Annotated in this window: 20 protein-coding genes, 1 tRNA gene and 1 pseudogene; 13 read left to right on the forward strand and 9 right to left on the reverse strand. The window is 71.9% G+C overall.

Features of this window, described 5'->3' with window-relative positions:
• Nucleotides 1-50: 50 nt before the first annotated feature.
• Both BM419_RS25580 and BM419_RS25585 read right to left on the reverse strand, forming a co-directional pair.
• On the reverse strand, nucleotides 51-2,150 hold the full coding sequence (locus tag BM419_RS25580) for a methyl-accepting chemotaxis protein (RefSeq protein ID WP_091928080.1): 2,100 nt from the start codon (nucleotides 2,148-2,150) through the stop codon (nucleotides 51-53).
• A gap of 427 nt (nucleotides 2,151-2,577) precedes the next feature.
• Nucleotides 2,578-3,084 carry a GNAT family N-acetyltransferase gene (locus BM419_RS25585; protein WP_091928081.1) on the reverse strand — a complete coding sequence of 169 codons (507 nt, stop codon included), beginning with the start codon at nucleotides 3,082-3,084 and terminating at the stop codon, nucleotides 2,578-2,580.
• A gap of 758 nt (nucleotides 3,085-3,842) precedes the next feature.
• Between BM419_RS25585 and BM419_RS25590 the strand changes: the two genes are divergently transcribed.
• The 5 genes from BM419_RS25590 (at nucleotide 3,843) to BM419_RS25610 (ending at nucleotide 9,561) form a co-directional block, all read left to right on the forward strand.
• Nucleotides 3,843-5,009 carry a type III PLP-dependent enzyme gene (locus BM419_RS25590; RefSeq protein WP_091928082.1) on the forward strand — a complete coding sequence of 389 codons (1,167 nt, stop codon included), beginning with the start codon at nucleotides 3,843-3,845 and terminating at the stop codon, nucleotides 5,007-5,009.
• Between the two features lie 253 nt (nucleotides 5,010-5,262).
• On the forward strand, nucleotides 5,263-5,814 hold the full coding sequence (locus BM419_RS25595) for a GNAT family N-acetyltransferase (RefSeq protein ID WP_091928083.1): 552 nt from the start codon (nucleotides 5,263-5,265) through the stop codon (nucleotides 5,812-5,814).
• Nucleotides 5,815-6,071: 257 nt separating this feature from the next.
• Nucleotides 6,072-7,085, forward strand: coding sequence for an N-acetyltransferase DgcN (dgcN, locus tag BM419_RS25600; RefSeq protein ID WP_091928084.1), 1,014 nt, complete (start codon nucleotides 6,072-6,074; stop codon nucleotides 7,083-7,085).
• A gap of 163 nt (nucleotides 7,086-7,248) precedes the next feature.
• A complete protein-coding gene (dgcA, locus tag BM419_RS25605; RefSeq protein WP_091928085.1) occupies nucleotides 7,249-8,232 on the forward strand; it encodes an N-acetyl-D-Glu racemase DgcA in 984 nt (327 codons plus the stop codon).
• Nucleotides 8,233-8,511: 279 nt separating this feature from the next.
• Nucleotides 8,512-9,561: a ketopantoate reductase family protein gene (locus BM419_RS25610; RefSeq protein ID WP_026604621.1), complete on the forward strand. Its 1,050-nt coding sequence runs from the start codon at nucleotides 8,512-8,514 to the stop codon at nucleotides 9,559-9,561.
• Between the two features lie 141 nt (nucleotides 9,562-9,702).
• Here the strand turns inward: BM419_RS25610 and BM419_RS25615 are convergent, their stop codons facing one another.
• Nucleotides 9,703-10,041, reverse strand: a complete 339-nt coding sequence (locus BM419_RS25615) for a DUF1491 family protein (RefSeq protein ID WP_020091141.1) — start codon at nucleotides 10,039-10,041, stop codon at nucleotides 9,703-9,705.
• Nucleotides 10,042-10,367: 326 nt separating this feature from the next.
• Here BM419_RS25615 and BM419_RS25620 point away from each other — a divergent pair, with 326 nt between their 5' ends.
• Entirely contained in the window at nucleotides 10,368-10,658 is a 291-nt protein-coding gene (locus tag BM419_RS25620) for a hypothetical protein (protein WP_091928086.1), read from the forward strand.
• Nucleotides 10,659-10,724: 66 nt separating this feature from the next.
• On the opposite strand, the gene BM419_RS25625 is transcribed toward BM419_RS25620, so the two are convergent.
• Nucleotides 10,725-11,438 carry a peptidoglycan-binding domain-containing protein gene (locus tag BM419_RS25625; RefSeq protein ID WP_244540859.1) on the reverse strand — a complete coding sequence of 238 codons (714 nt, stop codon included), beginning with the start codon at nucleotides 11,436-11,438 and terminating at the stop codon, nucleotides 10,725-10,727.
• A 23-nt stretch (nucleotides 11,439-11,461) separates the two neighbouring features.
• Complete coding sequence (locus BM419_RS25630; protein ID WP_091928087.1) at nucleotides 11,462-13,354, reverse strand: sensor histidine kinase; 1,893 nt, start codon at nucleotides 13,352-13,354, stop codon at nucleotides 11,462-11,464.
• Nucleotides 13,355-13,606: 252 nt separating this feature from the next.
• Here BM419_RS25630 and BM419_RS25635 point away from each other — a divergent pair, with 252 nt between their 5' ends.
• A complete protein-coding gene (locus BM419_RS25635) occupies nucleotides 13,607-13,957 on the forward strand; it encodes a hypothetical protein (RefSeq protein ID WP_091928088.1) in 351 nt (116 codons plus the stop codon).
• 11 nt (nucleotides 13,958-13,968) lie between these two features.
• Here the strand turns inward: BM419_RS25635 and BM419_RS25640 are convergent, their stop codons facing one another.
• The 4 genes from BM419_RS25640 to BM419_RS25660 all read right to left on the reverse strand — a co-directional run bounded on the left by BM419_RS25640 (nucleotide 13,969) and on the right by BM419_RS25660 (nucleotide 17,180).
• Complete coding sequence (locus BM419_RS25640) at nucleotides 13,969-15,099, reverse strand: DUF2336 domain-containing protein (protein ID WP_091928089.1); 1,131 nt, start codon at nucleotides 15,097-15,099, stop codon at nucleotides 13,969-13,971.
• 160 nt (nucleotides 15,100-15,259) lie between these two features.
• The gene (locus BM419_RS25645) at nucleotides 15,260-15,616 is read right to left on the reverse strand and encodes a hypothetical protein (protein ID WP_020091135.1); all 357 of its coding nucleotides are present in this window, start codon (nucleotides 15,614-15,616) and stop codon (nucleotides 15,260-15,262) included.
• A gap of 69 nt (nucleotides 15,617-15,685) precedes the next feature.
• The gene (locus tag BM419_RS25650; protein WP_056526425.1) at nucleotides 15,686-16,147 is read right to left on the reverse strand and encodes a GNAT family N-acetyltransferase; all 462 of its coding nucleotides are present in this window, start codon (nucleotides 16,145-16,147) and stop codon (nucleotides 15,686-15,688) included.
• 523 nt (nucleotides 16,148-16,670) lie between these two features.
• Complete coding sequence (locus tag BM419_RS25660) at nucleotides 16,671-17,180, reverse strand: Ros/MucR family transcriptional regulator (RefSeq protein WP_091928091.1); 510 nt, start codon at nucleotides 17,178-17,180, stop codon at nucleotides 16,671-16,673.
• Nucleotides 17,181-17,688: 508 nt separating this feature from the next.
• On the opposite strand from BM419_RS25660, the gene BM419_RS25665 reads away from it, so the two are divergent.
• The 6 genes and pseudogenes from BM419_RS25665 to BM419_RS25695 form a co-directional block, all read left to right on the forward strand.
• Nucleotides 17,689-18,102, forward strand: a complete 414-nt coding sequence (locus tag BM419_RS25665) for a PaaI family thioesterase (protein WP_056526422.1) — start codon at nucleotides 17,689-17,691, stop codon at nucleotides 18,100-18,102.
• 137 nt (nucleotides 18,103-18,239) lie between these two features.
• A complete protein-coding gene (gene hemF / locus BM419_RS25670) occupies nucleotides 18,240-19,172 on the forward strand; it encodes an oxygen-dependent coproporphyrinogen oxidase (RefSeq protein WP_020091129.1) in 933 nt (310 codons plus the stop codon).
• The gene (locus BM419_RS25675; RefSeq protein ID WP_012321591.1) at nucleotides 19,169-20,287 is read left to right on the forward strand and encodes an ATP-dependent DNA helicase; all 1,119 of its coding nucleotides are present in this window, start codon (nucleotides 19,169-19,171) and stop codon (nucleotides 20,285-20,287) included. Before hemF ends, BM419_RS25675 begins: the two co-directional genes overlap by 4 nt.
• 78 nt (nucleotides 20,288-20,365) lie before the next feature.
• A tRNA-Ser gene (locus BM419_RS25680) sits at nucleotides 20,366-20,455 on the forward strand.
• Between the two features lie 577 nt (nucleotides 20,456-21,032).
• A pseudogene (locus tag BM419_RS25690) lies at nucleotides 21,033-22,209 on the forward strand (IS3 family transposase).
• A 156-nt stretch (nucleotides 22,210-22,365) separates the two neighbouring features.
• The coding region (locus tag BM419_RS25695) for a transposase (RefSeq protein WP_139257112.1) at nucleotides 22,366-22,657 on the forward strand (292 nt) is incomplete at its 3' end.

The following is a 22,657-nucleotide window of genomic DNA, read 5'->3' on the forward strand; positions in this document are numbered from 1 at the left end:
AAACGGGCGAGATCGGGGCGGAGACCCGCGCGGCTCCCGGCACCGTCCGGTCACGCGGCCCGGACGGTGTCGAGGAAGCGCGCGACCTCGGCCGCGAGCGTCTCGGACTGGCGCGACAGCGCGGACGCCGCCGCGAGCACCGCGTTGGCCGCCCGGCCGGTCTCCTCGGCGGCCCCGGCGACGCCGAGGATCGTGCGGGTCACCGCGCCGGTGCCGACGGCCGCCTCCCCGATGTTGCGGACGATCTCCCGGGTGGCGGATCCCTGCTCCTCCACCGCCGCCGCGATCGCGCTCGCCACGCCGCTGATCTCCTGGATCCGCCCCGTGATCGCGCCGATCGCCGCGACGGCCCCGCCGGTCACGCCCTGGATGCCGGCGATCTGGCCCGCGATCTCCTCGGTCGCCCGGGCGGTCTGCGCGGCCAGGGCCTTCACCTCGCCGGCGACGACCGCGAAGCCATGACCCGCCTCGCCGGCCCGGGCGGCCTCGATCGTGGCGTTCAGCGCCAGCAAGTTGGTCTGCCCGGCGATCGCCGCGATCAGCCCGATCACGTCGCCGATCCGCGCGACCGCGTCGCTCAGGTCCCGGACCATCGCGCCGGTCTGCCCCGCTTCCGCGACGGCCCCCTGGGCGAGCCGGGTCGATCCCTCGACCTGCCGGCCGATCTCCTCCACGGAGGCGCCGAGCTCCTCGGCCGCAGCCGCCACGGTGCCGACGTTGGTGGCGGCCTCCTCGGCGGCGGCCGCCACGGTACTGGACTGGCTGGCGGTCTCGGTCGCGGTGGCCGTCATGGTCTGGGCCGTGCCCTGGAGCGCGGTGGCCGCGTCCGAGACCTGGGCGATGACGCCGCCGACCGTCCGCTCGAAGCGCTCGGCCATCGCCCGCAGGTCGGACCGGCGCCGTGCCTCCGCCGCCTGACGCGCCTCGGCGGCCTCGGATTCGAGCTGGCGGCCGCGGATGAGGTTGTCCTTGAACACCTGGACGGCCCGCGCCATGGCGCCGATCTCGTTGCGGTAGGTGCGCGCCGGGACCGTGACGGAGGTGTCCCCGTCGGCCAGCGCCCCCATCGTGGCGGTCAGCACCCGGAGCGGGCGCAGCACGCCGCCGAACAGGGTCCACAGGCCGAGGGCCACCAGCAGGATCACCGCCAGCAGCGCCGCCCCGCTGCGCGCGACGTCGCCCCGCGCGTCCTCGGCGAGGGCCTCGGCGCGCGCCACCATCGCGTCGAGGGCCGCGTCGCAGAGGGCGACGAGGGAGCGCTGGTTCGCGGTGTTGCGGTCGCGCAGCTCCGCGAAGGTGTGGCGCGGGGGCGCGTGCGTGCTGAGCGCGTCGAAGACCGCCCGCGCGATGGCCTCGGTGTCGCCCTCGAAATTGGCGGCCTTCGCCCGTTCGTACGCGGCCCGCACCGTCTCCGAGACGTCGACCGCGGCCTCGGTGGTGCGGCGCCACGCGGACAGAAGCTCGGTCCGCTCCGCCGCCGCCGCGACCGTCTCGGGCAGGGACCACGCCGCGCCGGCGACCAGCGAGGCCTGTACCCGGACCGCAACGTTGCCGCTGGCGACGCGCGTCTCCCAGGCCGCCTGCTTGAGGGCGAGATAGCGCTGCAGCACCGGATCGGACCGGGGAATGGCCGCGTCGACCGCCTTCAGCGTGGCCGTCAGCGCCTCGAGCAGGTCCTGGAAGGCGGCCATCGCGGCGTCCCGCAGCGCCGGGTCACGCCGGGCCAGCGGCAGCCCGAGGGCCGCGTCGATGCGGGGACGCAGGTCCGCCATCGCCGCCTGCGCGGTGCTCAGGCGCTCGAGCGTCGCGCTGACCGCCGGCTCTGCCAGATCGCCCAGGCTGCGCCGGGACCGGCCGTAATGCTCGGTCAGCGCCTGCCGGCTCCCCGCGATGGTCGACAGGGTCTTCGCGTCCGCCGGCGCCTCACCCCCGAGGGCGAGCGTCGATCCGCGCTCGAGCCGCAGCGGCAGGATCGTCCGGAGGAGGCCCTGGCTCGCCTGCGTCAGGGTCAGGGCTCTCGCGGCGCCCGCCGCCCGCGCCCGCGCGTCGACGAGTGTCCGCACCGCGTTGCCCAGCGCCATGCAGGCCATGATGACGATCACCAGGCACAGCAAAGTCCGGATCGAGAAGCGTCCCAGCCAGCGAGTCATCGGTGAGATCTCATGTCCCGCGATGCTCTGTCTTAGAACGTAGAGTTTTGTCAGGCAATCGACCGAAATTCTTCGACAGAAATACGGATTTATAGGTCTATGATCGACCGAATTGTGAAGTAATATGAGACAAATACCGGAATTGGCGAGGATTGTCGGGAATTGGACCGCATTCTCGGGTGACGATATCGGCGCGGTCGCCGGCCGCGCGGCGGGCTTGTGCCGGTCCGTGGCGCGGCGGGAGGGACTAGGTATCCTGCGGGCGCACTCCCGAAGAGCCGCAGGTTCAGCGCTGTCGGCCTGCCGGTGCCCCCGCGATGACGGAGTGTGGCGCGAGGACGCGCCTGGCCGGATCTCGCTATCGCCGGGACGGTGTGCGGGCCAGCCGGCGGCTGGGCGGTGGTCCGCGCGGCAGTCCGCGCGGCGCCTACAGCGCGCGCTCGTAGCGCCACGCCTCCATCCCGTCCTCGTAATAGTCCGGCCGCACGGCGAAGCGGGTGTAGCCCCGGCGCTCGTAGAGGCGGATGCCGGCGCCGTTGTCGGCGCGCACCTCCAGCCGGAGCCGGTCGCAGCCCTCGGCGCGGGCGCGGGCCTCCGCGGCGTCGAGGAGACGGCCGCCGAGGCCGAGGCCGCCGCGATTCGGCGCCACCGCGATCGAGGCCAGCCGGGCGATCCGGCTGCCGCGCCGCCGCTCCAGCACCGCGGCGCCGACGAGCACCGGAACGGGATCCCGGTCCGGCGGGTCGATCAGGGCCGCCAGCACGTCCATGGAGGGCGAGCGGATCGCGTGGCGGATCGCCCGGCGCTCGGCCCGGTCGGTGGCGAAGGCGGCGTGCTCCAGGGCGACGAGGGCGTCGAGATCGGCGAGCGTGGCGGTGCGAATCGTCGGCTCGGGGAGCCCGTCGCCGACCGGGCTGCGCAAGGGGGCGCTCATGACCGGGCGCTCACAGGAAGGCGCTCACGCCCGCGCCGTCGCGGTGAATCTGGTCGGCCCGGCCATCGCTCGCTCGCCTGAGTACTCTGCCCCGTCCGGTCAGATGCCCGCTTCCGCCCCGCTTGGGAAGCCCGCACGGCCCCGTCGACGCGGTCGGGACGCGTCGTCGATGCGTCGTTTTTGCAACGGAGCGCGCGGGGTGTGGATTGCGGGCGGAAAAGCGGGCGTTCCGGGGCGGTTTCCCCTTGTCGCGCGGGTCCCGTCTCCGTATATGCGCCGTGCCCAATTTCGCACGTGCCTGTGGCCGCGTGTCGGTTGGTGGGCATCCGGTCAACTGCCGGACAGCCGCCAGGGGTCTTAAAGGATCGATGGTCGCAAGGGTGGATCCCTACGGCCGGCATCCAGGTGGCAACACCGGACCCCGACAACAACCGGCAGCCGGAGGCGAAACCGGCGAACCCCGCTCTCCACGGGGGACGCAGCTTAAAGCAACGACGAACGGGCTTTTTTGGTCTCGTCGGCCCTCCACAGGCCGGCACCGAAGAGGCTTGTTTCTCTTTGCCCGGCGTGCGGTGGGGGTCCTCCCTTCCAATCCACGGCAGCTTCCGGGTGCTCTGCGCCCGCTCCGACGCACGCGTCTCCAAAGCGCGTGGGTCCGCGCGACGCATCGCCCCCTGACGCCGGCGGCCCGTTCGGGCCGTCATCTTCGACAGCGCGCCCCGCGTAGGGCGCTCGCGAACCCGTGCCGGGAGACGACCATGACCGACCGCATCCGTGACTACCTGCGCGTGCGCCGCGACCTCGGTCAGGACGAGGGCCCCGTGATGGTCCTCGACCTCGACGTCGTGCGCGACAACTACACCGCCTTCGCGCGCTCCCTGCCGGACACCCGCGTGTTCTACGCCGTGAAGGCGAACCCGGCCCCCGAGGTGCTGCGCCTGCTCGCCGAGATGGGCTCCTGCTTCGACACCGCCTCCGTCGCCGAGATGGAGATGGTGCTGGCCGCCGGCGCCACCGCCGACCGGATCTCCTTCGGCAACACCATCAAGAAGGAGCGCTGCATCGGCCGCGCCCTCAAGCTCGGCATCCGCCTGTTCGCGGTCGATTGCCAGGCCGAGGTCGAGAAGATCGCCCGGGCCACCGACGCGCTGGGCGTGCCGGCGGGCGAGGTGCGGGTGTTCTGCCGCATCCTGTGCGACGGCGCGGGCGCCGACTGGCCGCTCTCCCGCAAGTTCGGCTGCGTGCCCGAGATGGCCGCGGACGTGCTGGAGCACGCCCACCGCCAGGGGCTCGAGGCCTACGGCATCTCGTTCCACGTCGGCTCGCAGCAGGGCAACACCGAGGCCTGGGACGGGGCGCTCGGCTCCGCGGCGGCGATCTTCCGCGAGTGCGCGGAGCGCGGCATCGGCTTGTCGATGGTCAATCTCGGCGGCGGCTTCCCGACCAAGTACCTCAAGGCGGTGCCGGGCGTGGAGAGCTACGGCGAGGCGATCTTCCGGGGCCTGACCAAGCATTTCGGCAACCAGATCCCCGAGACGATCATCGAGCCGGGCCGCGGCATGGTCGGCAATGCCGGCCTGATCGAGGCCGAGGTCGTGCTCGTGTCGAAGAAGTCCGCCGAGGCCGACGAGGTCCGATGGGTCTACCTCGACATCGGCAAGTTCGGGGGGCTCGCCGAGACCATGGACGAGGCGATCCGCTACCCGATCCGCACTGCGCGGGACGGGGAGGCGACCGAGCCCTGCGTCATCGCCGGCCCGACCTGCGACTCGGTGGACGTGCTCTACGAGCGGCAGCTCTACCCGCTGCCGGTCTCGCTCTCGATCGGCGACAAGGTGCTGATCGAGGGGGCGGGCGCCTACACCACGACCTACGCGGCGGTGGCCTTCAACGGCTTCCCGCCCCTTCAGCAGATCGTCATCTGATCCTTCCCAGGATCAGGACGGGTTCCGGCTCAGGGACGCAGGCTCCTCCGTGCTCGCGAGCGGAGCGACGCGATCCAGGGACGCGCGACGCCTTCCGACGTTTCGCTGCCCTGGGTCACGTCGCTTCGCTCGTGATGACGGGGAGGGCGACCCGGCCGGACGCTGACGTCCACCACCGCGTCGACCGAGGGCGTCCGGCCCTCGGTCACAGACAATCGCTTCTCCCGCTCGTCGGCCCGGGGAGGGCACAGCCATGATCGAGATCCGCGCGGAGCATCTCCACGACGTCCCGGCGCGCGAGCGCCTGCTCGACGCGTGCTTTCCCGGCAATCGACGCGCCAAGACCTCGGAGCGCCTGCGCGAGGGCCGCCTGCCGGCCCGCGGCCTCGCCTTCGCGGCGACCCGGGCGGGACGGCTCGTCGGCACCCTGCGGCTGTGGCACGTCGAGGCCGGGCTCGCCCGCCCGGCGCTGCTGCTCGGCCCGCTCGCCGTCGATCCGGCAATCCAGGGCCAGGGGCTCGGCTCGGTGATGATGCAGGCGGCCCTCGGCCGGGCGGAATCCCTCGGACACGGCGCCGTGCTGCTGGTCGGCGACGCGCCCTACTACGCGCGCTTCGGCTTCGACCGGGCGCTCGCGGAGGGCCTGACCCTGCCGGGGCCGTTCGAGCGCGCGCGCTTCCTCGGTCTCGAGCTGCGCGCGGGCGCGCTGGCGGGCGCCGAGGGGATGGTCCGGGCGACCGGCGTGCCGGCGCCGGTGGGCGCGGTGGCCAACGAGGCGGGGGTGGCGCGACGACGCGCCGCCTGAACGGGGCTTCGGCGCTCCGCCGATCTGAGGCGACGAACCGTCTTCGCGAGCGGAGGAAGCAATCCAGGGTCGCGCCCCGCTCAATGACGTGGCGCTGCCCTGGCTCGCTTCGCTGCGCCCGCGATGACGGCGTGCGGAGCCGGTATGCTCCGTGGGGCGGCCGCATCGACCGCCTTGGCCAGCCCCATGCATTGCGCACGCCGCCCGCGATCCCGCATAGACGGTCCGCCGGCCTCCCGGAGAAGGTTGCTCGACCGATGCAGATCGCCACGCCCTACCTGATGTTCCTGGGCGACGTGCCCGACACGTTGGCGGCCAAGACCGCCTACGGGATCAAGGACTGGCGCCCCGAATGGTGCGTCGGCCAGATGCGCCTGCCGGGCTGCGCCGCCGATCTCGGCATCCCCGACATGACCCTGCCCGAGGCCCTGGCGAAGGGCTGCCGGACCCTGGTGATCGGCGTCGTCAACGCCGGCGGCGTCCTGCCGGACCACTGGGTCAAGGAGATCGTCGCGGCGATCGAGGCCGGGCTCGACGTGGCGAGCGGCCTGCACGTGAAGCTCGGCGCGGTCCCGGCCATCGCGGAGGCCGCCGCCCGCCGCGGCCGCCAGCTCCACGACGTCCGCCACACCGACGAGCGCTTCCCCACCGGCAAGGGCACGAAGCGGACGGGGCGGCGCCTGCTCACCGTCGGCACCGACTGCTCGGTCGGCAAGAAGTACACCGTGCTGGCCCTGGAGCGCGGCATGCGCGAGCGCGGCCTCGACGCCGATTTCCGCGCCACGGGCCAGACCGGCGTGTTCATCTCCGGCCGGGGCGTCGCCATCGACGCCGTCGTGGCTGACTTCATCTCCGGCGCCGTCGAGACCATCGCGCCCGAGGCCGAACCGAACCACTGGGACCTGATCGAGGGTCAGGGCTCGCTCTACCACCCGTCCTTCGCGGGCGTGAGCCTCGGCCTGCTGCACGGCGCCCAGGCCGACGCCTTCGTGGTCTGCCACGAGCCGACCCGCACCAACATGCGCGGCGTGAAGCACCCGCTTCCGACCATCCGGCAGGTGATCGACCTCACCGTGCAGCTCGGCAGCCTGACCAATCCGGGGATCAAGCCGGTCGGCATCGCGGTGAACACCCAGGCGCTCGCCGAGGGCGAGGCCCGGGCGCTCCTCGACGCGCTCGGCTCCGAGCACGGCCTGCCCGCCACCGACCCGGTGCGCTTCGGCGTCGACGGGCTGGTCGACCGGATCGTCGCCGACTTCCCGGCGATCTGATACCGCTTCCCTGTGCCGGCTCTCACTCCGTCCCCGTGAGCCGAGCGAAGCGATCCAGCAGCGCCATGCCAACCGGCCGCTCGCTGCCCTGGGTCACTTCGCTCCGCCCGTGATGACGGAGCGGGCTGCATCGACCGCAGGCCTGAACCGGAGACCGTACGACATGGCCCGCCGCCTGACCCTCACCGTCGAGCGCTTCCCGATCGCCGGCGCCTTCACGATCTCCCGCGGCAGCCGCACCGAGATCGCCGTCGTAGTGGCGACGATCGCGGACGGCGACGCGGTCGGGCGCGGCGAGTGCGTGCCCTATCCGCGCTACGGGGAGAGCGTCGAGAGCGTCAGTGCCCTGATCGAGGGCCAGGCGGAGGCGATCGCGGCCGGGATCGGGCGGGACGCGCTCATGACCCGCATGAAGGCGGGCGCCGCGCGCAACGCCCTCGATTGCGCGCTGTTCGACCTCGAGGCGAAGCGGCAGGGCCGTCCCGCCTGGGAGATCGCGGGTCTCGCCGAGCCCCGGCCGGCCATCACTGCCTACACGCTGAGCCTCGGCACGCCGGAGAGCATGGCGGAGGCCGCCCGCAAGGCCGCCCACCGGCCGCTGCTCAAGGTCAAGCTCGGCGGGGACGGCGATCCGGAGCGCATCGCCGCGGTGCGGGCCGGCGCGCCGGAATCCCGGCTGATCGTCGACGCCAACGAGGCGTGGCGGCCCGAGAACGTGGAGGCCAACCTCGCGGCCTGCCTGCGGGCGGGCGTCGCGCTGATCGAGCAGCCGCTGCCGGCCGACGCCGACGCCCTGCTCGCCGAGATCCCCCACCCGGTGCCGGTCTGCGCCGACGAGAGCCTCCACGACCGCGCCGGCCTCGACGCGCTGGCCGGGCGCTACGACGCGATCAACATCAAGCTCGACAAGACCGGCGGCCTGACCGAGGCGGTGCTCCTCGCCCGCGAGGCGCGGGCCCGGGGGCTCTCGATCATGGTCGGCTGCATGCTCGGCACCTCGCTGGGCATGGCGCCGGCGGCCCTGCTCGCCAACGACGCGGAGTTCGTCGACCTCGACGGGCCGCTGCTGCTGGCCCGGGACCGCGACCCTCCGCTGCGCTACGAGGGCAGCCTGATGCACCCGCCGACGCCGGACCTCTGGGGCTAGGGCCCGCGGCGGGGCGGTCGTCGTCCGCGGTCCCGAGAGGGTCCCGCGCGATGTCCCGGAGGCGCCACCCTGTGGAGATCCCGGGTGCGAAGGATAGGGATCGCCCCGCCTGTCACCGGCGGGGCCTCACAAAGCGTTTGGGATTAGGTATACCAGAAGGCTTGCCTTCCGCTCGCCCGGCTGCCATCCATCGCACGTGCGCTTGGGGCCGTGGCGTGGACGCGCTGTTCCCAGCAGCCAGACAACACACAGCAAGTCTCAATGCTGGGGAGGACCGACGTGGCCAAGAACATCCTGATCCTGGGGGCCTCCTACGGCTCGCTCCTGGGCACCAAGCTCCTGATGGCCGGTCACAACGTGACCCTGGTGTGCCGGCGGAAGACCGCGGACCTGATCAACCGCGAGGGGACCGAGGTCCGCATCAAGCTGCGCGACGAGAAGGAGCACCGCGCGATTCACTCGCGCGACCTGCCCGGCAAGGTCGACGCGATGCCGCCGGAGGACGTCGACGTGTCGCGCTACGACCTCGTCGGCCTCGCCATGCAGGAGCCGCAGTACAACAACCACACGATCCGCGTCCTCATGATCAAGATCGCGGCGGCGAAGCTGCCGTGCCTGTCGATCATGAACATGCCGCCGCTGCCCTACCTCAAGCGGATCCCGGCGCTCGCCGCCATGGACCTCGAGGACGCCTACACCAATGCCGGCGTGTGGGACCGGTTCGAGCCGGGTCTGGTGTCGCTCTGCTCCCCCGATCCGCAGGCCTTCCGGCCGCCGGAGGAGGAGGCGAACGTCCTCCACGTCGGCCTGCCGACGAACTTCAAGGCCGCGACCTTCGCGGACGAGGCCCATAACCGGCTGCTCCGGGAGCTGGAGGCCGACATCGACGCCGTGCGCCTCGACGGGCACGACGTGCCGGTGAAGCTCAAGGTGTTCGACTCGCTGTTCGTGCCGCTGGCCAAGTGGTCGATGCTGCTCACCGGCAATTACCGCTGCATCACCCCGGGCGAGCCGCAATCCATCCACGACGCCGTCCACGGCGACCTGGCGCGCTCGCGGGCGATCTACGACCACGTCGACGGTATCGCCCGGAAGCTCGGCGCCGACCCGGCCGATCAGGTGCCGTTCGAGAAGTACGCCAAGGCCGCCGAGAGCCTGCTGAAGCCGTCCTCGGCGGCGCGGGCCGTGGCGAACGGCGCGCCCTACATCGAGCGGGTCGACCTGCTGGTGAAGCTCATCTCGCACCAGCTCGGCGAGCCGAACGCCGAGATCGACCGCACCGTCGAGACCGTCGACCGCAAGCTCGACGAGCGCATCATCGAGGGCTGACGGGCGTTGCCTTCGCTTCGCTCCGTCATCACGAGCGGAGCGAAGTGACCCGGGGCGGCGCGCCATCGGTCGGCGTGGCGCCGCTGGAATGCGTCGCTACGCTCGCAAAGACGGTGGCGAGGTCTCCAACCGGAAACGGTATCACTCCGCCAGATCCAGAAAATGCCGCCCCTGGCGGTCGTCGATCTCGACGATCCAGAGATCGGAATCGAACCGGATCTCCTTGGTCAGGCGCTCCTCCACGTCGAGCGGGCTGCCGCCGGTGACGATCGCGGCGAAGCGGCGGTCGCCGCTCTCCTCGGCCTCGAACAGCGCTTGCGGCGCCGGTCCGTAGAGGTCGGCGCTGCCGTCGAGCCGATCGACCTTCACGAAGATCGCGCCCGCCTCCGCGGATCCGCGCCGGCGCAGCACCGCCGGGATGCCCGCGACGTCCAGACGCCGCAGATGGGCCGAGACCCAGAAATCGGAGCGCAGGCGCATGCGTCTGTAGCCCTGTGAATCGCGCGGCCCGCGCCGCGGGCGGGCGATCCGGCGCGGCGGTCGGCCCCTGAAACCCGGCCGGTTGTGAGCGGCGCAAACCCCGCCATGCGCGAAAGCGCCGGCACGGGCAAGCGCGGATGCGCGACGCCGAACGTCTAGAGCAAACGGCTCAGCGCGGCGAATAATCCGTCAAAAAATCCAGTATTTCTCGGGATTAAAAAAGAACTGAACGATGTGCGTCAGCGCACATCTATAGTATTTTCTGCTGCCTAACTGAGCAAAGGGCGCCCGAATTCGCATGCCACGATGATTTGAGGAGCAATCCGATGCGGAGAACGACCTCGCTCGCGACGCTGATCGTCGCCTGCCTGTGCTTTGCTGTGCCGTCGGCCCACGCCCGTCCGGAGACGCTCATGGATTTACTGGGCCACCGCGACTCCGCGTCCTGCCCGCGCTACCAGCGGACGCCGAGCGATGCCTGCAACATCGTCGTGCACCGGCCCGGCGGTAATCCCACGCAGGACATGACCGGATCGATCGGCCACGCGAAGTCCTGGCAGGCCAATGGCGGCCCGCGCTGCAAGACGATCTGCCGGTTCACCGGCACGCAGTACTGAGGGACGCGCTCCAACGACGACCGGCACCCGAACCGCTTCCGCGGAGCGGGCGCCGCTTCCGTCCCGCTAGCCGTGACCCGCCCGCGCCATCAGCTCGCGCAGGGTCCGGCCCGTCGCCTCTCCGGTCACCGGCAGCTTGGCGCCGCGCTCGAACTTCTCGATCGCCGCGCGGGTGCCGGGGCCCATCGCGCCGTCGGGCTTCACCGCGTATCCGAGCTTCGAGAGCGCCTTCTGGGCGCGCAGCACCGGATCGCCGTCCTTCTCGGACTTGGCCGCCTTGGCGTCCGTCTCCTTCGCGGCCGGCTTGGCGGCCGGCCGAACCGGCGACGCCTTCGGGGTGACCGAGGCGGTGGTCTCCTCGGACCGGATCAGCTCGCCGATCGCGTCCCGGGCCGCCGGCTTGGCGGGGACCGGCGCGGCGGCGCGGTCGGCCTCGATGACCCGCACCGGATCCCGCGCGGGTTCCCGGAGGGCCTCCCTGGCGGCCGGCGCCGCCTCGTGGGGGGCGGGCGCCTTCTGGGCGAGCTTCGGCAGGATCGGCGCCGGGTGGCGCCCGGTCTGGTAGCCGAGGGCGTTGACGCAGACGAAGCCCGCCGCGCCGAGGGCGACGAGGCTGCCGAGAACGGCGCCCGGGCTGGTCCGGCAGGTGGCGCCCGTCGCCTTCAGCGCGCCGACGAGGACGGCGCGCCAGTCGCCCTGGACCGCGGCGCGGCGCGGCGCGGCGCGGCGCGCGCGGCCGGGTTCGCCCGGTACGGTGATCTCGCGGTAGCCTGACATCATGTCTCCTTCCGGGGATCTTCGGGTCAGCCGGTGCGGCGCAAGACCGGGTCGGCCGGGGCCGCGGCGAGGCCCGGCTCCGCGTCGAACAGGCCGAGCGGCAGGCGCACCACGCGGCGGGGCGCCGGGGCGCCGCGCACGGCCGTGCGGATCGGGGCCGGGCCGTGGGTGGCCGCGGGGGCCTGGCAGAGGAGGGGCAGGGTGACGGTCACCACCGTCCCGGCCTGGGGCGCGCTCTCGATCAGCAGGGAGCCGCCGTGGAGGCCGACGAGGCCCTGGACCACCGACAGGCCGAGGCCGGTGCCCTCGTGCTGGCGCTTGTAGCCGCCGCTCCCGGCCTGGAAGAACGGGGTGCCGAGCTTGGGCAGATCGTCCGCGCCGATGCCGACGCCCGTATCGGCCACGACGATGTCCAGGGTGCCGGCGCCGCGCCGCAGGGACAGGTCGATGCGGCCGCCCGCCGGGGTGAACTTCACGGCGTTCGAGATGAGGTTGATCAGCACCTGCCGGCAGGCGGCGGGATCGGCCGTGATCTCCACCGGTCCCGACGGGGCGGCGGTGACGACGACGCCGGCGGCGTCGGCCTTCAGGCGCATCATGTCGCAGCAGGCCCGGAGCAGGTCCGCGATGTCGAACGCCTCGGGGGCGCAGTCGAAGTTGCCGCTCTGGATCCGGCTCATGTCGAGCAGCGTGTTGACGACGCCGAGCAGGTGGTGGCCGGAGGCGCCGATGATGCCGGCATATTCCCGCGCCTGGACCGGTCCGAGGCTGACGGCGCCCTCGCCGGCGAGGACCTCGGAGAAGCCGATGATCGCGTTGAGCGGCGTGCGCAGCTCGTGGGTGACGTTGGCCAGGAACCGGCCCTTGATCGCGTCGGCCCGCTCGGCCTCGGCGCGGGCGCGCTCCAGCTCGACGGCGTGCCGGTGGTGCTCGGTCATGTCGCGGGTGACCGCCACGACCGCCGTGGCGGCGTCGTGCGCGCCGTGCTCGATCCGGTGGGCGCGCATCTCGGCGTAGATCAGGCTCGCGCCGTCGGCGCGGCCGGTCTCGGGCTCGACGTGCAGGCGCAGGGGCAGGGTCGCGGGCCGGCCGGTCGCGGCGACGTCGCTCACCGCCTTGAGGAAGGCCGGGCGGTCGGCGACGTGGACGCGCTCCAGCAGGCCGTGGCCGCGCAGGCGGGCCGGGTCGCTGCCCAGGAGCCGGACGGCCGAGACCGAGGCCTCCAGCACGCGGCCGTTGCGGTCGTGCCAGGTCACGAGGTCGTCGATCGCCGAGAGCAGCAGCCGGTCGCGGGCCTCGTTGTCGCGCAGCCGCTCGCGCCAGACGCCCTCGTTGCGCATGTGCTCCAGGGCCTGGGCGGCGACGTGGCCGATCGCCGTGATGGCGAAGGCCGGCAGGGCGATCGCGGCCGAGATATCCATGACCGGCAGGGAGCCGGCCCAGGCGCCGAGGGCCACCACGGTCAGGACGCCGAGGACCGCCATCGCGGCGGCCGCGATCGTCGCGCGGAGCGAGCCGGAGACCAGCGCCTCCAGGGGGATCGCCACGAGCCAGACCGCGGCGGGCGAGGTGACGCCGCCGGTGACGCCCGCCAGGGCGACGACGAGGCCGGTCAGGCCCGCCGACGAGACCGCGTGGGCGACCCAGAGGGAGCCGGTGCGGGTGAGGAGGACGGCGGCGAAGACCGGCAGCAGCAGGCTCGCGATCGCCAGGACCTCGAAGCCCGACGGCACCCCGCGCCACAGCAGGTAGGGCGGCAGCCCGGCCATCATCACGGCGCCGGTCGCCAGCCGCGACACCAGGAAGCGCTGGTGGCGCGCGCGGGCGGCCGGATTGTCGGCCACGGATTCGTGGACGAGGCCCGCGAGCCGGTCATCGATCAGCGACGTCAGGACGGTCTTGATGGTCAAGGTTGGCACGCGTCGCGCTGGCTGCGTTCCCGCATCCGTCGCGCCTCCGGTTCGACTTCGAACGACTACCGGACGGTCGCAGAGCCGGCTTAAACGAGTGTTGCGGGACTTGTCCGAATGGTCGGGATGCTTTCCGCGAGGTAACCAGCCGATCGCGAACAAGCTTCATTCACCATCGTGCGGGAAAGCTCGGGTCGGTAGAGGCCCGGTTCACGAAATCCGTCGAATGCTTCGCGCGATCTCGAGCGGAGAAACCGTTCCATGACCGTCCTGCTGCGCGCCGCGCTGGTGATCGGCGTGCTCTCCTACTTCGCCATGCTTCGCACCGGAGCGGACCCGGCCGCGGAGGCCCGCAGGCTCGCCGGGGCGGTCCCGAGCGCCCAGGCGGTCGTGCCGGCCGCCCTGGAGGCGGTCCCGCCCGAGACCCGGGAGCGGGCGGTCCGCGCCGTGCTGGCCCGCGGCCTGATGGCGGAGCTGAGCCGCCGCGCCGCGGAGGCGCCCTCGAACGACACCCTGCAGGAGACGGACCGGCAGCCCGCTTGGCGGGGCGCCGATCCGGAGAGCGATCCGCAGAACGATCCGAAAAGCGATCCCCGGACCGGCCCGCGCTGACGGCCGGCCGGTCAGCCCGGCTCCCCGCCGCTCGCCGTCCGGGCCCGCGCCGGCAGGGGCGGCCGCTGCGCGGCGACGCGCTCGGCGCCCTGGCGCAGCTTGGCCTCCGGGCCGTGTGCCGGCTGATGGGCCTCGCTCCGACCGCGCTCGGCGAGCGGCCGGTCGAGGATCGCGGCGATCAGGTCCCGCGAGGCCGGACGGCTCACGGTGCGGAACAGCCGGACGAGATCGGCGACGCGCTCGGCCGAGCGCGCCACCCCCTGGTTGAGGGTCAGGAAGATGTAGACCGCCTCCTCCTCGTGCAGGCCGGCGGCCCGCAGGCCGAGGGTCAGGAGGTCGTAGCGGGTGCCCGCATCGGCGACCACGGTCAGGAAATCGCGGGGCAGGCCGAGCCCGTCGGCCAGCGCCGCCATGAAGGCGGGAACGTCGCGGGCGGCGGACAGGCCGGTCAGGGTCTCGCCGAGGCCGCGGGGCGGCGGCGGGCAGGGGCGCAGGGCGGCGGTCGCCTCGACGGCCCGGCCGATCACCGTGCGGCGCATCAGGTCGGCGTGCAGGTACAGGGGCACGAGGTCGGCGGCCGAAACGTCGGGCCGGACCAGCAGCAGCCGGGCGAGGTCGGGGGCGGTGCGGCCGCGGTCCACGAGCCGCGACAGGGCCGCGCCCCGCAGGGTGTGGCCGAGATTGGCCGCCAGCGCGCGGTCGATCTCGGGGCGGCCCTCGCGGGAGAGCTCGTCCACCGCCTCCCGGCTCAGCCCGGCCCGGGCGGCGATGCGGGCGGCGATGTCCGACCCCTCGGCCAGAGCCGCCTCGATCAGGCGGTGGCTCAGGGTCGGGGCCAGCTCCACCACCGCGTCGCGGGCACCGCCGCCGCGCAGGGCGAGCGCCTCCAGCACCGCGGGCGGCGTCTCGGGGCAGGGGGCCAGCTTGCGGGCCACGACCCGGGCCGTCTCCTCGTCCACCGTCGGGATGAGGCCGCAGGCCAGGGACTCGAAGATCTCGATCTCGGTCCGGTCCCGGGCCGCGGCCCGGACGAACAGGTCCGTCTGAACCCGGAGGATCACCGGCTTGAGATCGAGATTCTCGATGCGTGACAGTTCGAGGAGCCCGGACAGGTCCGGCGGAGCATCGACGGAAGGGGGCATGGAGGATCGGTTACGCAAGACTGCAGTAAGGTCACGCTAACCGCATCGACGTGAATCGACCTTTAAACCGCCTCCGCGGCGACCGTGCCGTCCTGCGCCAGGATGGCACCGGCGCGGTCCCAACCCGGCCGGACCGTCAGCGCATCCGTCAGTGCGGCAGTCAGCGCGTCAGCCAGAGCACGAGGCCGAGCCCCACGGCGGCCGCGACGATGATGCCGGCGTAGAGCGGCAGGACCCAGGGCTGCCGCTGGTGCGGGTAACCCTTGGCCGCCCGCTCCGAGGGCGCCCGCTCGTTCTGCCGGGCGATCCGGACCTCCCGAGGCGTCGGCGGCGTCCCCCCGGCCTCCTCGCAGGTCCCGAGCGGGGCCGCGCCGATATCCATGTGCGGGGTCTTGTCGGCGGTGCGGCCGCTGTCGATGTCGCCCTTGAGCTGCGCGGCGGTCGGCGCCTCGGAATCCGGCGGCGGATCGCAGGGCAGGTTCGCGGGCGGCGGCGGGGTCTCGGATCGCAGCGTCATCGGGGGGCTCCACTCTCCGGGGGTAACGCCCGGTGAGCCCCGCCGGCTTCGGCCAGGATGTCGCGGATCTCAGCCGTCTCCGGTGCCCCGCTTCAGCAGCGGCCGCGCGAGCACGGTCCCTTCGTCGGCGAAGCCCGCGGCTGCGCAGAAGGCGCGCAGGGCGGCCTGGTCCGGCCCCGCGGCCAGGAGCAGCCGGTCGCAGCCCGCCTGCCGCGCCGCCCGGCCGGCCGCCTTCAGCAGGACCCGACCGATGCCCCGGCGGCGCGACTCGGCGGCGACCGCGAGGCCGGTGATCAGGCCGAAGGGCCGCGGCGCGTCCAGCGTCCGCACGGGGGCGACGGCGATGAGGCCGCTCGGCGGCCCCCATTCCACGGCGACGAGGGCGATGCCGCCGTCCCGCTGCAGGGCCTCGAGCCGGGCCGCGAGGTCCGCGGCGCCGACCGCGACCCCCGCCTCGCTGAGCAGCGCCGCGAGACCCGCGGCGTCCGGCCCCGCGGCGGCGCGGATCTCCAGCCCGTAGCGATTGCCCAAATCCCCCTCCCGATCGGCATGTCCGGCGCATGCATGTCCGGCGGTTCAACGCGTGGCGAGGCCTCTCGACACGGCGCGTCGCGCTCCTGAGGCTCAAACGCGGCGCCATCCCGCAGCTCGCGATCACCGCGGGATCGGCTCCGGCGCGCGCGGCGCCGTCGTGATGCGGCGCGCGCGGAACGCGCCGGGCCGTCCGCGCTTTGCTCTCCCGTCGGCGGATCGGGGAGCGCGCAGCATGGCGGGGCGGGTGACGGATCGAGCCTCCGAAGGGGAGGCCGGCCAGGCGCGGCCGGAGACAGCGCCGGCGCCCGAGGGGCCGGGCCCGCGGTCCGGCATGACCGAGGCAGAGGTCGGGCCGGAGATCGGGGCGGAGGCCGAGGCGGTCGAGCGGCACAAGGCCGAGACGGAGATCGCCGCGGGCGACGTGGCCGACGACCTCGCCGATTTCGCGTAACGGACCGGCGCGCGGGTCGCGCGCCGGCCGGTAACCACGAGCCCGGGCGTTGCCGGGCTCAGGCCGGGCTCAGGCCGTCTCCTTGGCCTTGCGGGTGCGGCTGGCGCGCTTCGGCTTCTCGGCCACTTCCGCGACGGGCTCGGGCTCGGGAGCCGGGGCGGCGGACTTGCGGCGCTGCTGGCCGAGGCCGAGGCTGCGGGCGAGTTCCGAGCGCTGAGCCGAGTAGCTCGCGGCCGTCGACGGATAGTCGCGCGGCAGCCCGAAGCGCTCGCGATACTGCTCGATCGTCAGGCCGTTGCGCGACAGGTGCCGCTTGAGCGTCTTGTACGGCTTGCCGTCGATGAACGAGATCAGGGCGTCCGGCGTCACCGACTTGCGGATCTGGGCCGGCGTCGGCTTGTCGGCCGCCTCGGTGACCGTCGCCGCGGGGGCGGACAGCTTCGTCAGCGCGGCGTGAACGCCGGCGAGCAGACCGGGCAATTCGCTGATCGGCACGGAATTGTTCGAGACATACGCCGAGACGATGTCGGACGCCTGCTCGATAAAGGTCTGCTGCTGCTCAGTGGCGTTGTCGTCCATCGATGATTCCCTCTATCCGACCGTCGTGAGACGGTTCTAACGTCTGTGCAGCAAAATCAAGTCGTCGTCGAGCATTTCCCTACACAATGCCCCCGCCATGAACACGCATATTATTCAAACCGTGGGTCGAGCTGAAATCGACCGTCGAGCAAACCGACACCCCGGAGCCGAAGTTGGACGAGACCGGGCGACGCGGACGGGCGCCGGTTATGCCTTCCGCCGCGATCTCGCCGCGGGCTTCCTCTGCGAAGATCCGTCTCCGGTCTGATGAGAGGCGCAGAACTTCACGCGGCGGCCCGCCGCGATGTCCCGTGAGCCTTCGGGACGGGACGAACGTTTCGGCCGGACTGTCACGTGATCTGCCGCGGACCGGTCATGGCCTCGGAGGCGGCCGGGCGATAAGGATCCGGGCGGGGCAGGATCCGGGGCGATCGGCGTGGACCAGCAAGTGGACCGGCAAGGGGATCACCAAGGGGATCACCAAGTGGATCAGCAGGTGGATCAGCAAGTGGATCAGCGCTCGGAGACGGGCACCGTCTTCGGCGCCATCATCCCGTTCGTGGATCACTGCGGGATCGAGGCGCTCGACGTGCGCGCGGGCCGGACGCGGCTGCGCCTCGCCCTGCGGCCGGAGCACGCCAACAACCTCGGCATCGCCCATGGCGGCGCGCTCTGCACCCTGCTCGACGTCGCCCTGGGGACGGCGGCGCGGCTGCGGGCGGGGCGCCCCGTGGTGACCCTCGACATGCAGACCCGCTTCCTCGCCCCCGGCCGCGGCGTCCTGACCGCCGAGGGACGGGTCACCCGGGCGGGGCGGTCGGTGATCTTCTGCGAGGCCGAGATCCGCGACGAGGCCGGGGAGCTGGTGGCGACCGCCACGGGGCTGCTCAAGCCCGTCGGCGAGCGGCCGGCGCCCGCGTAGGGGCCGCGTAGGGGCCGCGTAGGGGCGTTGTCGCCGGTCGGGACACCGGCGCGGGAGCCCTGCGCGGGAGCCCTGCGCGCCCGTGCGGGGCCGCGACCGCATTGACGTGCGCCCGGCAGGGTGGAAAAGCCTGTGTCATGACGATGCCGGACGACGCGCGCGCAGCCCTGGCTGCGCCTCCCTCCGAGGCCGACGTGACGGCCATGAAGTCCGAGGCCGCGGCGTGGTTCGAGACGCTGCGCGACCGGATCGTCGCCGCTCTGGAGACCCTCGAGGCGGAGGCGGCGGGCCCGTTCCACCCCGACGCGCCCGAGGGCCCCGGGACGTTCGAGAAGACCCCGTGGAACCGGACCGACCATACCGGGCGGCCGGGCGGCGGCGGCGTCATGGCGATGCTGCGGGGCCGCGTCTTCGAGAAGGCCGGCGTGCACATCTCGACGGTGCACGGCGAGTTCGCGCCGGAATTCCGCGCCCAGATGCCCGGCGCCGCCGAGGATCCGCGCTTCTTCGCCACCGGCATCTCGCTGATCGCCCATCCGTGGAACCCGCACGTGCCGACGGTGCACATGAACACCCGGTTCGTCGCGACGACGCGGGCGTGGTTCGGGGGCGGGGCCGACCTGACGCCGGTGCTCGACCGGCGCCGCACGCAGGACGATCCGGACAGCCGCCACTTCCACGCCTGCCTGGCGCGGGCCTGCGCGGCGCACGGCATCGACCACGCCCGCTACAAGGCGTGGTGCGACGAGTATTTCCACCTCAAGCACCGGAACGAGCCGCGCGGCATCGGCGGGATCTTCTACGATTACCTCTGGAGCGGGACGCCGCAGGCCGACCTCGCCTACACCCGCGACGTGGGCCGGGCCTTCCTGGAGGCCTACCCGAAGATCGTGCGCGACAATCTCGGCACGCCCTGGACCGAGGCGGACCGCCACGAGCAGCAGGTGCGGCGGGGCCGCTACGTGGAGTTCAACCTGCTCTACGACCGGGGCACGATCTTCGGCCTGAAGACGGGCGGCAACGTCGCCTCCATCCTCTCCTCGATGCCGCCGACCGTGCGCTGGCCGTGAGTGCGGGTCTGCCGGCCGCCTACGCGCCGCAGCAGGACGCGGCGCTGAAGGCGATCGCCGCGTGGCGGCGGGACGGGGGATCGCAGGTGTTCCGGCTGTTCGGCTATGCCGGCACCGGCAAGACGACGCTCGCCCGCCGGATCGCCGAGGATGTCGACGGCACGGTGGTCTACGGGGCCTTCACCGGCAAGGCGGCCTCGGTGATGCGCCAGAAGGGCTGCTACGACGCCGCCACGATCCACTCGCTGATCTACCGCACCAAGGAGGCGGAGGAGGGCGGGCCGACCTTCACGCTGAACCGCTCGGGCCCGGCCGCCAAGGCGGACCTGATCATCATCGACGAGTGCTCGATGGTCGATTCCGACCTCGGCAACGATCTCCTGTCCTTCGAGCGGCCGGTCCTCGTCCTGGGCGACCCGGCGCAGCTGCCGCCGGTGCGCGGCGGCGGCTTCTTCACCGAGGCCGAGCCCGACGTGATGCTCACCGAGGTGCACCGGCAGGCCAAGGACGACCCGATCGTCCGCATGGCCATGACCGTGCGCGAGGGCGGCCGGCTGGAGCTCGGCAGCTACGGGCAGAGCCGGATCGTGTCGCGCCGCGCCCTGGATCCGGCCGAGGTGCTCGAGTGCGATCAGGTGCTGGTCGGCTTGAACAAGACCCGCCGCCTCTACAATGCACGGCTGCGGGAGCTGGCCGGCCACACGGACCCGATGCCGGCGATCGGCGAGAAGCTGGTCTGCCTGCGCAACGACCGGGTGAAGGGCCTGCTCAACGGCTCAACCTGGACCGTGCAGGCCCTGCGCGCGCCGCCGCGTCCGGACCTGATCCGCCTCGACGTGGTGCCGGAGGACGACCCGGCGCTCCGCCGAAAGCCCACCGACATCAAGGTGCTGCGCGCGATGATCTCCGGCACGGACGAGGAGATCCCGCTGTTCCTGCGGCGCGAGACGGACGAGTTCACCTACGGCTACGCGCTGACGGTGCACAAGGCTCAAGGGTCGCAGTGGGATCGGGTCACGCTGTTCGACGAATCCTACGCGTTCCGCGAGCACCGGGCGCGCTGGCTCTACACCGGCCTGACCCGCGCGGCGCAGGCGATCACCGTGGTGGTCTGATCCGGCGCCGCGCGACGTCTCGCTTGTGAAGCGGGACCACGCGTGCTACGCACCGCCCGTCTCATCGAGGCACCTTGCGGAGAGGTGGCAGAGCGGTTGAATGCACCGCACTCGAAATGCGGCATGCCTGCAAGGGCATCGGGGGTTCGAATCCCCCCCTCTCCGCCACGTACTTGAATTTAATCGTTGATTTAACTGAGTCTTCTGACGGGGTTGCAGTAGCCGGCCCACGTTGCGCCCCACATTTCGAAACGGCTTGTACCGGATGTAGATGGACGATGTGCCCACGCGCGCGAGGGCGAACTCGTTGCTCGCTATCATCACCAAGGCCGATTTCTTCGAGAGTCATTCTGATAGCGCAGCCGGGTGAGGACCCATGCGACAGCGGTCATGCTCGCTGCCGGACACATGACTATAGAGATTGGGAGTTCAGATCCGCCCACCGACAGTCAGCGTGAGAGGGCGAGTCGCATCCCCGATGACCGGCTCGATCTTGCCCCAGAAGAACGCCGAGTACTGCTCCGCGCGATCGGCCGGGCCGGCGTAGCCAAGTTGGTCAGAGGCCGACCTCGGCGAGTTTTGGCTCGCGACTGCCGATGGTACGCTGATAGGCGAGCGCGAGATGCTCGCCGAGCGCGTCAGCCAGTATCTTCTCACATCGAGTATGGGTGGTGTCTCGTGACCTGACCGGCTGGCTTTGGACCGGGCTGATTGAGAGGATCAGACAGGACCGAAGGCGTCCGGCATGCGGCGAGGTCAGAAGACGAGCGGGGAGCAGGTCGTGCTGAAGCTGCGCCAGATCGAGGTGCAGACGGCACAAGGCAAAAGCTTGGCGCTGGCGTGCGAGGAGGCGGAGATCTCTGAGCAGAGCGACTCACGCTGGCGCAAGGAGTACGGCGGCCTCCAAGTCGACCAGGCCAGGAAAATGAAGCAGTTGGAGCGCGAGAACGCTCGGTTACGGCGGCTCGTGGCGGACCTGTCTTTGGAAAAGCAGGTACTGGCGGACGTCGCCTCGGTAAACTTGTAGCCCCCGAGCGGCTCCGGCAGGCGGTCGATGGCATCCGGGAGAAGTACGGCCTCTTCCGAACGTCACGCCTGCCGGATCGTCGGCCAGCACCGGGGCACGCAGCGCTACGTGTCCACGCTACGTGCCCACACTGCTGGCCGACGCGGATGCGCTGACCCGCGCCATCATGGCCCTGGCATCCGAGTACGGCGCGACAGATACCGCCGTGTCATCGCGCTGCTGCAGGCAGACGGCTGGCCGGTGGGCAAGGATCGGGTTCATCCTTCGAGAACCTCAGGACGAGAGCATCTGGCGTCGCGAGGGGCTGAAGGTCCTCCAGGAGCACCGGCCGCGCAGCCGTCTCTGGCTGACCGACGGCTCATGCGTGCGACTGCGGCCGCTCTGCCGCAGCCATGTGGGGAGCTTCGACTTCGTGCAGGCGCAGACACATGACGGGCGCAGCTTGCGCGTCCTGACGCTGATCGACGAGCACAGTCGGACATGCCTGGCGCTGAAGGTGGCCCGACGCATCAACAGCGTAGGTGTGATCGAGACGCTGGCCGATGCGATGTGCCTGCACGGCCTCCTGGAGCACATCCGCTGCGATAACGGCCCCGAGATGATCTCGAAGGCGCTGCGCCAGTGGGTCGCCAGGACGGGGCCACAGATTCAGTACATCGCACCCGGCTCGCCGTGGGAGAACGTGTACTGTGAGAGCTTCAACGGTAGGCTGCGCGACGAGTGCCTACACCAAGAGATCTTCTACTCGCTGAAGGAGGCGCAGATCGTGATTGGTCGATGGCAATCTACCTACAGCCGCGTCCGACCGCATTCGTCGATTGGCTATCGGCCACCTGCGCCTGTCAGCTTCCCAGATCTGGCCTTCCGGCTCTCCATGGCCGCCACCATGCAGTAGTCTCGCAATCGGCTCGGTCCAAAATACCGGTCAGGTCAAGGAGACACCCGAACCGAGGCTATGAAGATGGGGACATATGCGGACGTTCCGCTGGCGACCCTGGCTGTGTCAAAACCCCGAAGGTGGTAGCTTTCCTCTGCACGACCGGAGGATGGCATGGGACGGTTCGTTGTCGGTGCCGAGCGCGATCAGACGACGCTGTTTCCGCCTTGTCTTGAGGACTGGATCGCCGAGGACAATCCTGTCCGCGTCGTCGATGCCTTTGTGGAGGCCCTGGAACTCGGCGCGCTCGGCTTTGCGGGTGTCGATGCGGCACGCACGGGTCGACCGGGCTACCATCCGGCCGCCCTGCTGAAGCTGTACGTCTACGGCTATCTCAACCGGGTCCCGTCAAGCCGACGCCTGGAGCGCGAGGCGGGCCGCAACGTCGAGGTCATGTGGCTGACCG

Source organism: Methylobacterium sp. yr668, assembly GCF_900116245.1.
Lineage (GTDB): Bacteria > Pseudomonadota > Alphaproteobacteria > Rhizobiales > Beijerinckiaceae > Methylobacterium.